Source organism: Neorhizobium populisoli, from assembly GCF_019430945.1.
In the GTDB taxonomy this organism is placed as follows: Bacteria; Pseudomonadota; Alphaproteobacteria; order Rhizobiales; family Rhizobiaceae; genus Neorhizobium; species Neorhizobium populisoli.
In genome coordinates this window covers 1-13,576 of the sequence record NZ_JAHYCB010000030.1, presented here as the reverse complement: position 1 = coordinate 13,576, position 13,576 = coordinate 1, and the positions used below count along the sequence as shown (strand labels likewise).

At 56.4% G+C, this 13,576-nt stretch carries 13 protein-coding genes and 1 pseudogene; 6 read left to right on the top strand and 8 right to left on the bottom strand.

All coding sequences use genetic code 11. The features are described 5' to 3' along the window. Positions 1-277: 277 nt before the first annotated feature. Positions 278-436 carry a hypothetical protein gene (locus KX729_RS32575; RefSeq protein ID WP_219746586.1) on the bottom strand — a complete coding sequence of 53 codons (159 nt, stop codon included), beginning with the start codon at positions 434-436 and terminating at the stop codon, positions 278-280. 419 nt (positions 437-855) lie between these two features. On the opposite strand from KX729_RS32575, the gene KX729_RS32570 reads away from it, so the two are divergent. Next, entirely contained in the window at positions 856-1,089 is a 234-nt protein-coding gene (locus tag KX729_RS32570) for a hypothetical protein (protein WP_219746585.1), read from the top strand. Between the two features lie 843 nt (positions 1,090-1,932). Here KX729_RS32570 and KX729_RS32565 read toward each other — a convergent pair. Next, positions 1,933-2,349 carry a response regulator gene (locus KX729_RS32565; RefSeq protein ID WP_219746584.1) on the bottom strand — a complete coding sequence of 139 codons (417 nt, stop codon included), beginning with the start codon at positions 2,347-2,349 and terminating at the stop codon, positions 1,933-1,935. A gap of 92 nt (positions 2,350-2,441) precedes the next feature. Next, the gene (locus KX729_RS32560; RefSeq protein WP_219746583.1) at positions 2,442-3,188 is read right to left on the bottom strand and encodes a Crp/Fnr family transcriptional regulator; all 747 of its coding nucleotides are present in this window, start codon (positions 3,186-3,188) and stop codon (positions 2,442-2,444) included. 292 nt (positions 3,189-3,480) lie between these two features. Between KX729_RS32560 and KX729_RS32555 the strand changes: the two genes are divergently transcribed. Beyond that, a complete protein-coding gene (locus KX729_RS32555; protein WP_219746582.1) occupies positions 3,481-3,798 on the top strand; it encodes a DUF6894 family protein in 318 nt (105 codons plus the stop codon). Between the two features lie 98 nt (positions 3,799-3,896). Here KX729_RS32555 and KX729_RS32550 read toward each other — a convergent pair whose 3' ends face one another. After that, entirely contained in the window at positions 3,897-5,543 is a 1,647-nt protein-coding gene (locus KX729_RS32550) for a sensor histidine kinase (RefSeq protein WP_219746581.1), read from the bottom strand. 563 nt (positions 5,544-6,106) lie between these two features. Next, the gene (locus KX729_RS32545) at positions 6,107-7,390 is read right to left on the bottom strand and encodes a cation:proton antiporter (protein WP_312993405.1); all 1,284 of its coding nucleotides are present in this window, start codon (positions 7,388-7,390) and stop codon (positions 6,107-6,109) included. Positions 7,391-8,062: 672 nt separating this feature from the next. Between KX729_RS32545 and KX729_RS32540 the strand changes: the two genes are divergently transcribed. Then, the gene (locus KX729_RS32540) at positions 8,063-8,443 is read left to right on the top strand and encodes a hypothetical protein (RefSeq protein WP_219746580.1); all 381 of its coding nucleotides are present in this window, start codon (positions 8,063-8,065) and stop codon (positions 8,441-8,443) included. A 26-nt stretch (positions 8,444-8,469) separates the two neighbouring features. Here the strand turns inward: KX729_RS32540 and KX729_RS32535 are convergent, their stop codons facing one another. Beyond that, on the bottom strand, positions 8,470-9,966 hold the full coding sequence (locus KX729_RS32535; RefSeq protein WP_219746579.1) for a globin-coupled sensor protein: 1,497 nt from the start codon (positions 9,964-9,966) through the stop codon (positions 8,470-8,472). Between the two features lie 252 nt (positions 9,967-10,218). Between KX729_RS32535 and KX729_RS34890 the strand changes: the two are divergent. The 3 genes and pseudogenes from KX729_RS34890 to KX729_RS32520 all read left to right on the top strand — a co-directional run bounded on the left by KX729_RS34890 (position 10,219) and on the right by KX729_RS32520 (position 12,963). Further along, positions 10,219-11,978: pseudogene (locus KX729_RS34890) on the top strand (methyl-accepting chemotaxis protein). Between the two features lie 446 nt (positions 11,979-12,424). Continuing rightward, positions 12,425-12,637 carry a hypothetical protein gene (locus KX729_RS32525; RefSeq protein ID WP_219746578.1) on the top strand — a complete coding sequence of 71 codons (213 nt, stop codon included), beginning with the start codon at positions 12,425-12,427 and terminating at the stop codon, positions 12,635-12,637. Beyond that, the gene (locus tag KX729_RS32520; protein ID WP_312993394.1) at positions 12,634-12,963 is read left to right on the top strand and encodes an ArsR/SmtB family transcription factor; all 330 of its coding nucleotides are present in this window, start codon (positions 12,634-12,636) and stop codon (positions 12,961-12,963) included. Before KX729_RS32525 ends, KX729_RS32520 begins: the two co-directional genes overlap by 4 nt. Positions 12,964-13,300: 337 nt before the next feature. Here KX729_RS32520 and KX729_RS34760 read toward each other — a convergent pair whose 3' ends face one another. Next, positions 13,301-13,432: a DUF6894 family protein gene (locus KX729_RS34760; protein WP_376776118.1), complete on the bottom strand. Its 132-nt coding sequence runs from the start codon at positions 13,430-13,432 to the stop codon at positions 13,301-13,303. Further along, positions 13,396-13,576: hypothetical protein (locus KX729_RS32515; protein ID WP_219746577.1), on the bottom strand; the 181-nt coding region annotated here is incomplete at its 5' end. The genes KX729_RS34760 and KX729_RS32515, both read right to left, overlap by 37 nt.

Sequence of the window (13,576 nt, the reverse complement as noted above, 5' to 3'; positions counted from 1 at the left end):
GGCAAGCACGCGTATGCGAAGATCAACGGAAAGGGCTTTCGACATATCTGCCGACCTCCATCGGCAGATAGCTTGAATCAGAACGCGAGCGATTTGCAAAGCCATTCGATTCAGTCAGACAGGGAACCGCTCTAAAACCGTCGATCTTGTCGGCTTCATTCGCTGTTCCGAGTCCCATCGCCCAAGATGCGCCTGAGAAAAAACCCGCCGCTTGTGGCGACGGGCTGGATTAAGTTCTAGCGACTAACGGCTTAGCGAAAGCTTGATAGCTTGCGGGTCACTTTTTGGTGGTGCGGCTCGACTTGCCGCCGCCGCCGGTAGTCTTTGCATCATTGCCTTGACCATGAAGGGTGCCGCCAAGGTGGCCCCCGCCACTTGTGTGCTCAACCTGTCGTTCGGCGCGCTTAATCTGGGCCGCAGCATCTGTCTTTTTCATGAGAGACTTTCGGTTGTAGAATGAAAAGAGCGCGCAACACTGCACCGGCTCTCGTCATCGCCGCTTCGAAGCCCGAGGCCACTACATCCGTGGTCAAAGGTGTGAAGCGGCGGCGGCAATTGCGAGCACTGAATGGTTCAGCGCTCATCAGCAATGCCGATAGCAGCTATATGGGCAGGCAGAGCCTCCGAAACAATAGCGCGGGCAGACGCACCATTCTGTCTTCTGGCGTATCGGCGCAGTGTTGCGGACCGGAGAAATTGCCCCGAGGTAAGTGCAAAGACTAGCCGTTAAAACTTTATTCTTCACCTAATGAATACGGGAACCACTTTCACAGGTAATCGCCACGGTCACTCCCATCATATGGTAATTTACGCCAAAAATTCGCACCAGAACGATACGCGGAGAAGACCCAGAGTATGACCGACCGAACCTCACGACACCCGCAATTCCCCGCCACCGTGCATTGCTGGTCTGACGCTCTTGAGAACCAGACCTTTAACTCGCTGTCAAAGGCACTAGACTACTGCAGGAAGAACATGGCCGAGCTGCCGGCGATTGAAGTGTTCGTGCACTGTGGGGTTCCCGATCAAATCATCAGCGGTGACGAGCTGGAAGCGCTCTTAAAGCGCAAGCGCCGGAGCTTAGCGTAGCATTTGGCGGTCGCGTTATCATCGCTCACGTTGGGGCGCAGACAAATTCTCATCTAGTGGAGGCCACTGGTCACAGCCGTCCTCCGCGGCGCAGTGAGGACAAGGCATTGCCGGCTTGCCGCACGGGCAGCTATGAGTGCCGATACCAAGCTTCGCCGGGTGGCCTTCGCAGACCCACTTAGTATCCCGGCAGAGGCGACACACGATCATCGCCGTGGTCCTTCCCATTGATGAGGCTATCGGAACCACTTCTCTGCCGCGGCGAGCAACTCGTGCTCATCGCAGATACCATCCTGGAATAACCGCACGAGCAGCATTGCTAGTTCATCTGGGTGTGTATCGTGTTCCGGTATCACTTGCGCAAAGACACGCTCCAGCAGAGCCAGATCACCGGGCTTCAGGAAGACATCGGAAGGAATTCTGCCGCGCATGACTAAAGATATCGCGTGGATCGATCCTTAGCAACAGTTCCATGGCCGGCAGTCAGGACCTCATGCATGTATCCTCAGCAAGACGGAACTCGGAACTTTGGATGTGTTGTTGTCCTTTGCCTTGTCCGACTGAGCCTTTTCCTGGATTTCCGCTAACGGTGAAACGCTCGACGACGAAGACCGGTTTGGGCCGATACTGTTGAAAAAGTCCGCGCGGACCCCTTTCAATCTGATTTAGAGCCAAATCGGCGGAATGAGATCCTCGAATTTGCCAATTATGGATGAAATCAGCTCATCGAGATGTCGTAAACACTGTCGGCGCAATCCGATTTCAGTGCCTGCCCAGCCGGGAATGCCTTTCTGACTACCAAGATCCAAGGTTCATCCCGCCTTGGAAACGATGACAAGCCATTCAATTGTTAGCCGTCGGGGGCGGTGGGAAAGCTATAGCGACCTGGTTGAGCAACGTCGTCACCGCGGTGATCAGCTGAGCCGGTACAAATGGCTTGTGGATCAGGACGCTGTTCGGCACACCATGCGCGGACCATTCAGCCGCACTGTCGGCGGTCATGTAGATAACAGGCATAGCCGGGACCAGCTCGCGCACCCGATGCCCCACATCCCAGCCGCTCGGGCCTTTGCCAAGACGGATGTCGGTGATGACGCCACAAAACCGACCGGCATCCTCATTGATAATTGCCAGGGCAGCAGTGCCATTGACAGCTGTTACAACATCGAATCCGGCCCCGGTCAGAGTTTCCTCCGCGTCCAGCATAAGGATAGCGTCGTCTTCAGTCAGCAACAGGAGATGCTTGCTAATTTCGGTCATTGCATTCCTTTTCTCAGACAAAAAGCCCCAGGCTACCATTAGTCTCAAGCGTGGGGCGACGCTAGAGCGGGCTTCCCCTTACGCGGTTCCCCTCATCCCGGCCATGGCTTTGACAGTTGCGGTTGGGAGGTTGACAAAGAGAAACCCATGATGCGTTCGTATCCCCGTTCTGTGTTGCCGTAGCGCCCCCGAAAGAGAGACTGCAGACGTGCGCGATCAAGGATCTCAAAATCCATGCGCAGTAACCGGATCAGGTGTCGCCCCTCAAGCCGGCTAATCGCATCTGTGACACTGGCCCGGCGGATGCCCAGCATGATCGCCAGAAAATTATGGGAGAGGTGGATGTGTTCTTTTCCCACACGGTCCTGGCACATCAGCAGCCACCGCGCCAGGCGCAGCTCGATGGCGCCTGCGGCATTGGCTGTGGCGGTGCTGGCGACCTGATCGTGAACGGTGCGCGCGTAGCGTGGGAAGAAGGCCTTGAGCGTGCTGCTGCTCTCGATCGCGGCGACAAACCGCTTGGCCGTGATACGCGACATGCGGCCGGGAATCTGGATGAAGGTTTCCATGGCGGATCGATCGTCACCATAGAGGAGCGGTAGGCCCGTCATGCCCTCTAGCCCGGTAACGCCCATTTCTACGGCAAGGTTGAACGAGCCTGACTGCAAAACTACGGAAGCCACCGCACTTTCGGGGAAATGGACATGCGTGATCGGCTTGCCTGCCTTCTCGATGCTGAAGCGAAGATCAACGTCCATGGGCTCAAAGGGTTCAAGAAGTCGGCGGTCCTCTTCACCGAGATGCGCCAGAAGAAGGTTACGATAAACGATCCCACTCATGTCACGACCTTCCTTACTTTGGCTGGTGAAATGGGAATATTCAAAACAAGTTCCAGAGGAGTACGAACGAAGGATTCCTGCAATAAGGGGGTAAACAGGGACCCTCCATTCGGCCGAGGAGCGGTTTTGAGGGGCTACGTCTGGAACAGAATGTCAGATCAGCATGGGCCAAAGGGGTGAAGCCGGGTACGGTAGGGGACTAAGCTGAATCTTTGATCCATCTCAACGCTGGCGAGACAGGCTTTCGGCAAGGTGACGGTGGCTCCATCGCGGGCCTGTAGAGCGAGGGCCCTTGAAGTATCAACTTATAATTGAAGATCACGAGCAACGTGTCGCGGCCGAAGATCTCGAACTGACCGATTTGGAACTCGCGGCGTCGGAAGCTCTCCTCGGCTTCCGGGAAGTACTTGCCGACCATATCCGCAGCGGCAAAGCGTTCACGATAAACGCCATCCATATCGCCGATCACGTGGGTGAGATTCTTGCAACGGTTAACCTCGGTAAAGCCTTATCAGGAATCGTCGAGATCCATGGCTTAGCCAACAGCCAAAACGGGTCTGAACTCGGGCTGGATGCCATCGTGGCTTCCGAAATATGGCGGGAGAAGTAGGGGTCCACTTTGTCCCCTCTTCCCGCGCCTTGAAGAAATTGTATCATCGGCCGCTCAGGTTCAGCTTACGCTGTAATACGCTTACATTCCGGTTTGAGTTACGCTGCCTGTTTTAGCCGCTCGACAACAATTTCACATTTGAAACCGCTTTTTGAGTAGCTGGTGGTGATCGTGGCTCCGACCTGAACCGCAAGGACACGCTCAATCATTCTGGTACCGAACCCGCTCGTCGTCGGAGGCGTCGCAGGAGGTCCTCCTGATTCTTCCCAGAAGAAGATCAACCCTTCGCCATTCGTTCTGCTCCAACGGATGGTTACGATACCATCCTGTGAAGACAGCGCCCCGTACTTAGAGGCGTTTGTGCATAGCTCATGGATCGCCATGCTGAAGGCAAGGGCCTCTTTTGATTTCAGCAAATAAGATTGGCCTTCTATAACGAACCTGGAGGAGCTGTCCCTGTCAAACGGCTGCGTTGCTTTCACGACGATCTCGCGCAGGTCTGCCGAGTGCCACGAGTCGGCCGTCAGCAGATCAAAAGCATTTCCCATCGCGGTCAGGCGGGCATAAAAGGAATCGAGCGCTCCAGGATCCATACCCCCTCGACCCAGCGTCTGCCTTGCAACTGATTGAACGGCGGCAAGGATGTTCTTGACGCGATGGCCAAGCTCTCCGGCAAGCAGTTCCTGCTCCCTCCGCGAAGCTTCGAGTTCATCCATGAAGCGGTCGATTGCGAAACCAATTTCACCGAACTCGTCCGTAGTCTCCATGCCTGTGCGTTCGCTAAGCCGGCCTTCGTGCCAATGGCCGAGCGTAGACGTGATCCTGCGCATCGGACCGGCAATTGCGCGTCGGCTCGTCTGCCACGAGAAGAAGAGGCTCGCGAGGATCGCGACGACCGCGGCCGCTACAGCCACCGCCGTCGCCATGCGAACCGGACCATAGATCTCTTCAATAGAGACGCCAGTGCTCAAGTAGAGGCCAACAGGCGCGGAAACGAGAGGAAAATACGCAAGAATTCTTCTTGTACCGTCCTGGCTCGCGACTTCAAGTGTTCCTGGAGTTGGTTCGTTCACCAGATGAATATATTCCCGAGGTATCGATGTCCCTACAAAACGCTCCGGGAGCGGATAACGCGTTATGATCGTTCCTTCTCTGTCCGCCAGTGTTATCGATGAACCTGGCGAATAGCTTCGCTCTGCGACGCGCTGCTGCAGCCAATCGAGATCGATTGACAGGCCGACAACACCGAGCGTGGCTCCCGTGTCGTCAGTTAGACGCAGAGCAAGAGGCAAGGCTGCCTTTCCAGTGACCCGGCTCTTTATGTAGGTCGAAATTGCTAAATGGTCGGATGCCAGAGCTTCCTGAAAATACGGTCGGTCGCGCAACGACAGACCAAGTCCTTGACTATCTTGGCGGCAGCGGACGATGCCTTCCTTATCGATCACGCCTATTGTCGCAACACCGGGCAGGCGCTTGCTGGTGGAGCGGAGCAAGGATGCGCATTCGACTGGGTCGAAGTTGCGAACCGCGGGGGCGGACGATAGCGTCATCAGGACGTTTTCAAACCCGCTGACGATGCGTTGTATTTCGAGCGATGCGAGTTGGCCATTTCGAAAAACCTGATCCGCTGCTTCCTGCTCCCGCGCCACCTTCAATGAGAACAGAATGTATGCAAAGGCCACCATCATCGGGATCGTCGCAGCAAGGATCAAAAGAAGAAGCCGTTGAGAAAGTCTCAGCCGCATCGAACTTCTCCTCGGGAAAGAGTGGCGCGGTCACGATAAGTACATGCCAGCCTTTCGGGGCGCAAGAAGGCGGAATGTAATGGTCATGGAGGATGTGAGCTTATTTTGCGCTTCGGGGCGGGGACCCAAAGCCCCGGTTAACATCCGTGCGGGCGCAGCGGCCACAACTTCACTTTTCCAGGAGTTCACAGCACGGTCCGGTTACCGCGCCTGATAAGATCGGAAAAAGATGATAGCTCAGGGATGTCTGCCTGCGCAGCGATCAACTGTCGCCGTTGCTCTATCCGGCGGAGCTTTATCTTGCAGGTCCGCCAACTTCGAGGCAGGCGCCTCACCAATCCTTCGCGGCTGATCCATCCGGGTGATCTAAGCTTTGAAGAGGAATGGTCAAGTCGGTTACTGGAGCCTTGGGTTTGTTTTTCGCCAGCGTGGAGCCTGAAGACGCCGGGACCTATAGTAGAGCCGAGCCGACGAGTTTGATTTCGCGTTCGACGCTCCGTCGTCTTCATCGGGAGGCAGGTCAATCCAGAGGTCGACATGCTCGTTCTGCTTGGAGCGCAATGTCACTCAACATCACGTCCATGTTCGCAATCAAGCCATCTCATCGCGGGAGTGACTGTAAGCCCGTGCGTGAGGATGGAGACCAACACGACCAGTGAGAGTATGACCCATAGCCGATCTATATCCTGAAAGTTCCCGTGATTGATGCCATAGGCGAGGTAGTAGAAGGATCCGACACCCCGAATGCCGAAAAATGCGATGGTGACTTTCTCCCCCGCTGTCGCCTGGCCGCCAATGAGTCCCAGTAGGGCGGTGAAGGGCCTCACGACCAGCAGGATCAGCACGACGGCGAGGATGTCGGTCCAACCCACTCCCGACAGCAGTCCATTTACGATAGCGCCGCCGAAGGCCAGCAGCAGAAGCATCATCGTGATGCGTTCGATCTGCTCTGTAATATCGTGCATGTCTCGCTGGAAATCATGATCTCGGTGCGTGTTGCGCAAGGTAAGGGCAGTTACAAAAACGGCGAAGAAGCCATAGCAGTGGAGTATCTCAGATACTCCGTAGGAGACGAAGGTGGCGGCGATTGCCACCAGACCATCACCCGTTTTCGCGAGCGTATCCCCGGGCATCTTGAAGGTCACCCATCCGAAAACCTTTCCGACAACCCATCCGCACACGATCCCCGCGATGATTTCCCAGAACACGTGGAGGGTCAGCCATTGCATGAACCATGACTGGTCGGTGGCCGCAGCGAGACTAAGAACAATGGCGAGATGAACAAAGGGGAATGCCAGGCCATCATTGAGACCTGCCTCGGACGTCAATGCGAATCGCACTGTGTCTTCTCCTCCCTCCTGCGGGCCAGCGACCTGTATATCGGCTGCAAGAACAGGATCGGTCGGGACAATACTGGCAGCCAGAAGAAGCGCCCCGAGGGCACTGAAACCCAATAGACTTGTACCAATGAACGTGATGGCCAGGATACTCAGTGGCATGGTGATCAGGAGTAGCCGCCATGTCACGGCCCATCCCCTAAAGGAAAAACGTCTGTAAATCTTCAGTCCTGCCCCCATCAGGGCTACGATGACGACGAACTCCGTCAGCCGTTCGGTCGCGTAGGGATAGGTTCTTGGCGACGGATCTAATTCGAGGAATGGGACGGCATAGATTGGTCCACCTATGCACAGACACACGATGGGCAGTGACAGCGGAAGCCGTCGCAGCGCGAGGGGTAACCAGGCAACGAGCGCGATGAGGAAGCCAATTCCCGAAAGTGCCAGTGCGTATGGATCAGGCTCCCACCATTGAACTAGCAAACTCCGAACCTTGTGCGCAACGCTCACTCCCTTGTCGTTTTCTTGCGGAGCGCTGACGTTAGCCTTCCGCAATGCTCGTAGTTGAGCCCCTGAAATCTCTCAACAACGTTGATGTTCCCCGCAGAGGATCGAACCGCGCCATGCAGCCAACTCAACGGCCCGACCTTGACGTCATGAGACTGATCAGGTGCCAGGGTAGCATGGGCTTCATCGGGATCCGTCCGTGCTAGTTCGGCCACGCAGGGCAGCGCGCGTCAGCGTTACGGAGACGATGGCGCTCTTCGACGGCACGAGGGAGATCGGATTTCGTTTTTATGGACTGCAGAGACGGTTCCGACCTGTGTTTTCGATCAAGTCTGGCGCAGTGCGTGGCGGAGAAACGCGACAGGGTCCTGAAGAAGTATTTGGATAAGTTCACCAATCGTGTTGAACCGTGCGTTATCGATCACTGACCTGCTGTCGCGGCGAATGCCGAGAAGGCCCGGATGTTCTAGCTCTTTCAAAAATGGAGGCTGATGATCGACGGAAGGAGCAAAGCAACCGGGTAATCCTCCTCGCAGCACGTGCTTCGTCATCAGCCACCGGGGAGATGTTCTGGCAGATTGACGACAAACTTCGTCCCTGCTCACCCATCCGGGGGATTACCAAATATGGAACATAGGCTACGAAGACGAGCATCTTCAACATGAGGGATCCTGAATGAACCGCATCATCGTCGCCGCCACTGTCGCCATCGGAATTCTGTCACTCCCACTTACTTCGGCGCAGGCCCAGACCGCTACGAAGCAGACCTCCTCGAAAGCCCAGTCATGGGATGGAACGTGGTCGGGCATAAGCAGCGCCGGCGGACGAACCACCGTGAAGATCGCCAATGGCAAAGTTGCCTACTGGACGAACAACGGCTTCCCGCGTCCGAAAGCAACGGGATCCGCGAAGGGCAGTTCCGTGAGCCTCGCCGACAACAACGGCTGGAAGGGCACGATGACGATGCAGGGAGAAGGCAAAGCGCGGATCTCGGCCGCCGGCATCGGTAACGACGGAAAGCCTGCGAAGAACACGGCGCTCCTGACCAAGGAGTGACGACACCTTCGGAGATAGGACGCGCGCTACGCGGTCATCCGTATCTGTCGCCTGCCATAGTGAGCCCTGCTGCCAGTCTGGAATTCGCCGACGAGGCGGGCGAGCTCATCGCCCACTTCGACAAGCCCTCTGCAGGAAGCGTTCGTCTCTTCCATGAGGGCGGCATTCTGCTGGGTGATATGGTCCATTGCCCGCACTGCCGAGTTGATCTCGCCTATCCCCGAAGCCTGCTCTCGTGCTGACTGGGCGATCGCCCCTACGTTCTGGTCGATCTGGGAGACCTTGCTGCCGATGGTCACAAGGGCTTCACCTGTTTTTCCGACGAGTTCGACCCCCTTCCGGACTTCGTGCCCGGACCTGTCGATGAGTTCCTTGATCTCCTTAGCGGCTGCGGCGGACCGCTGCGCGAGCTCGCGCACTTCCTGGGCGACGACGGCAAAACCCTTACCCTGGTCGCCCGCACGTGCTGCCTCGACGCCGGCGTTGAGGGCGAGCAGGTTCGTCTGGAAGGCGATGTCGTCAATCACTTCGATGATGTCGGTCATCTTCTGGGACGAGGCTTCGATATGGTTCATGGCCGCGACGGCATCCTGAACCACGGCCTCGGACTTCGTTGCCTCGGCGGTCGTGTCCCGCACCATCTGCTCTACCTCGCGTGTCCGGACGGCGGACCGTTCCGAGATCGTGCTGATCTGCTCGATTGCCGCGGCGCTCTGTTCCAGAGCCGAAGCCTGCTGTTCGGTACGGCGCGCGATGTCGTCGGCTGCACCTGATATCGCCGAGGTCTCGGAACGGACGCGGTCGACGGAGGCTTCAATCCTGCCCATCGCTTGTGCCAGCGCCTCGACGGAGGTGTTCAGGTCTGCCTTCAGAGTGCCGAACTCCTGGGACAGCTCCTGATCGATCCGCGCCGTCAGATCTCCTTGTGCAAGGCGTGACAGAGCGGCGGAGAGCGCGGCAAGAGCATGCTGCTGCCGCTCCTCCCCTGCTTTGCGGTCAGCCTCGGCCTTGTCGCGCTGGGCGGCTAGCACCTCTAGGTAAACAGAAATGCCGAAATCCATGTCGATCAGGGCGGCCTTCATGACGGCGCTCATCTTGCGTTTGAGAGCGGTGGCCTGCTTTCTATGGAGGAGGCCTTCAAGTTCGGATGAAATGAGCGCCTTGACGATCCCGTCGAGAATCAGGGCGTAGCCGCCAATATACCAGCGAGGCTCCAGGCCAAGGCGTGCATGGGTGCGTCCGACCGTAGTGACAGCCTCGACATATTCGTTTCCGAACTGGCCGGTCGCGATGGACTTCCAATGCGAGGCCTGGCGAGACTTCGCGTGATCGACATGCTGAGAATTGGAAAAGAACTTCGAGGTTACAGGATGCCGCGTCGCCTTGCCGTAGAAAACCTCAAGTGCGCCTCCGACTGCGTCGGCAATCAGACCCTGGGTGTCCCTGAGTGCGGCTCGCGCATCGGTGTCCAGCCCGACGAAATCCAGTCTGTCTTCAATGTGATCAGTGTTCGACGCGCCCATTGGTCCCTCATGATTTGCTCACACACATCCTGCGCATCGACATGGTTAATGAATTCTCTTGAGCGACTGCTAATTAAGGTGAGCAAGAAGTTGTGCGTCGAACTGAATCTGCGGCAGAAGACTATCGGCGACATGGCGCGGGGTAGACAAGCCTAAGTATATCTACTGACTGCCTCATCATCTGATTTCACTAAAATATTAACAGAAGTCGGTCACGATCGAGAAAATCGCAACCGATCGGATCCAATTACCATGGCTAGCTTCCTGAGTTCCGCTGCCACTACCGTTCTGGACGCACTGGATCTTTCCTTCGCGGTCATCGAATTCGACCTCGACGGCAACATACTGAAGGCTAATAAGAATTTCTGCGACTTGATGGGCTATTCGGAAACCGAGTTGCGTGGGAAGCATCACCGGATGTTTCTCGATAGTGAATACGACGTTTCGCAGGACTACGCAGCATTCTGGAGCAAGCTGAGGCGCGGCGAATTCCTGTGCAGCGAGTTCACTCGCCTGGCGAAAGGCGGAGCGGAAATCTTCATCCGGGGGAACTACAACCCGATCAAGAACCGTTCTGGGAAAGTCCTCAAGATCGTGAAGTTCGCGAACGATATCACCCAGACCAAGATGCATGGAATCGACACCGGTGCCAAGATCGAGGCGATATCCCGTGCGCAGGCCATGATCGAGTTCAAGACCGATGGAACAGTGTTGTCTGCCAACGAGAATTTCCTCAATGCTCTCGGATAGTCATCGGAGATCGTCGGCAAGCATCACAGCATGTTCGTGGATGCATCCTTTTCGGCCAGCCCGGAATATACCGAAATGTGGCGCAAGCTCAATTCCGGGGAACTGCTGGCGGGTGAATTCAAGAGGATCGGAAAAGGGGCACGGAGCGTCTTCATACAGGCTTCGTACAACCCGGTTTTCGACTTCAAGGGCAGGGTCATCAAAGTCGTCAAGTTTGCGACCGACGTCACCGAACGCGTCGAGAATGTCGAGCGGCTTGCCTCTGCATTGACGAGCCTTGCGGATGGCGATCTCTCGCAGACAATCTAAACATCCTTCATAAACTCGCTGGAAAGATTGCGGCGCGACTTCAATGCGGCATCAACGAAGTTGCGCGCAGCAATGAAGACCGTTATGACCAATGCTGAGACCATCTCTGCTGGAGCGCACGAGATCCGCACAGCCGCTGACGATCTGGCGAAGCGCACGGAGCAACAGGCTTCATCAGTCTAAGAGACGGCTGCGGCTCTCGAAGAGATCACGACCACAGTAAAAGATTCCAGCCGCCGTGCCGAGAACTCCGGCCAGCTTGTCGGTCGCGCAAAAGATCACGCGGATCATTCGGGCAAGATCGTCAGCGAAGCCATTGTCGCAATGGACAAGATCAACCAGTCCTCTAGCGAGATTTCCAACATCATCGGTGTCATCGATGAAATCGCCTTTCAGACAAATCTCCTCGCCCTCAACGCAGGCGTCGAAGCAGCGAGAGCGGGTGAGGCCGGAAAGGGGTTTGCCGTCGTTGCACAGGAGGTGCGAGAACTTGCCCAGCGATCGGCATCGGCAGCGAAGGAGATCAAGACACTGATCACAGCTTCCGGCGCGCAGGTTGCGAGTGGCGTGACTCTGGTCAGCAAGGCTGGCGAGGCTCTCCAGCAGATTGCGGGTAACGTTCAGGAAATCAACAAGGACATCGGGGCGATCATAGAGTCGGCCCGCGAACAGTCGACAGCGCTGGGTGACATAAATCGCGCCATCAATCTCGTCGATCAGGGGACCCAGAAGAACGCAGCCATGGTGGAGGAGCAGACGGCGGCTAGCCACGGGCTGGCTGAAGAAGCCAAAGCTCTTTTTGCACTCCTGGAGCAGTTCCGCTTCGACGATCGGATCAGGTCATCGCGTACGACGCCCGTTCCCTCAGTGGAGAAACTTCCCCGCTGCGGCCAACCCAGAAGTTCAGGGCGCATGGAAATGCAGCTCTGAAAGCGGAATGGAGTGAGTTTTGACAACGCGACCCTAGGGCGGTCAGATTTAGGACGCTTCTGCGACTGGGAATGCCCATGGCAATATATGGGTGAAGCTGATGAAGAGCATCACGCAAAGCAATGGGGTGACAATTGGTCAAAATCCAAGAAAAAAAGTCCCGATACGAGGCAATGGTGGTCAGTCCACGAGGGGTGTGGACTGACCACCAGATTAGGTTATCGCGCCGCCTCGCGATTCACCTGGTGAACCATTACGGAGATATTCGGTATTATAAAGATGGTATTTGCACGTAGTTGAAATGCGTGCTGGCGGGGTATCTGCCCTTAAGCGCACTCGTTGTGAGCAAAGTTAGTAATATTTCATATACTAAAGTTTGGACCGGCTTAGCCTAGCCAAAGATGATAGAATTTTCACCAAAATGATTTGCTTTCGTGTGGCAGGGGTTCCATTCCATCGGGGAGAATACATGAGCCGCAACAGTGTGGAGATCATTGTACGCGACGGCCGCTGGATCGTGCGCGTCATTGAACGTGGGGAAACGTACGAGGAGGACTTCGGCATCGAGGAGGGCGCGCGCTCCTGGGCCTCCGGGCAGATTATACGTCTCAGGACTAAGGCCGTACCAGGGGATGAGCTAGCCTTTGCTGGCCTAGATAGTTTGATCGGGCATGGCACGTGAACGCAATCCCTGGCATTGGGTTTGATGTGGCAAAGGCCGCGCGGCTCCTTCATGCGCTGAGCAATCCTGTTCGCTTTCAAATCGTCTCCCTGCTGAGGAGACATGATCTCGATGTAGGAACTCTCGCGGAATCCGTCGGCCTTGCACAGTCCCCGACCTCCCAGCATCTGCGAATCCTGCGGGACTGCGAGGTTGTTACAACACGACGGGATGCGCAGCGGGTCCTTTATTCTCTGCTTGATCCAGGTGCGGCGCAGATTGTGGAAACCTTGAGCGCTGCTCTGGGGATGCCTCAACCTTGGGGAACGTCGGCAAAGCGGTCCTGATGAGGTACGCTCCCGCAATAAGCTGTGCCAACACTGCAGTCCAGAACCAGGTTTGCATAGGTCGCCTCCAATCAACCCTCCTCGAACGGGAGAGAAGGTTTCCGGTTCCGCAGGTCGCGGGACGTGGTAAGTTCCCCGTTAATTGAAAGTGAACACGGATAGCGCTGTGGTCTCGAACCCGGGTGCGGGTAGAGGTTTCAGCGCGGCGCCCTTGTCCGCTCGGTCTTCGAATACGACGCTGATTGCTCTCGCTGTTATATCCGTGTTCCACCAGGTGACAGAAAGTTGCGCCAACGGCTCAAGGCACGTCTGCAGGCGCTCATGTTGATGGCATGATTCACCGTCTCGGCGACCACTTCCTAGCTGCGCGGCGGGCTTCGCGTCTTGCGTCGTCAAGAGACTCGAATTCGACACCCTCAGAGTCCCGCTCGTTTATCTGGTCAGCTTCGACATGGAAAAAGAACCGCATTTCATTGACCTCGACGAGTAATACCAGTTGTCACTGATGCTGACTCTTGGGGTTCCCAAAGCCGGACGAATCTGAATCGATGGCGCAAACAGGAGGTTTGCGATGGGTTCAGCGCTTTCATTACGGTCGGACTTCGACGGAGCC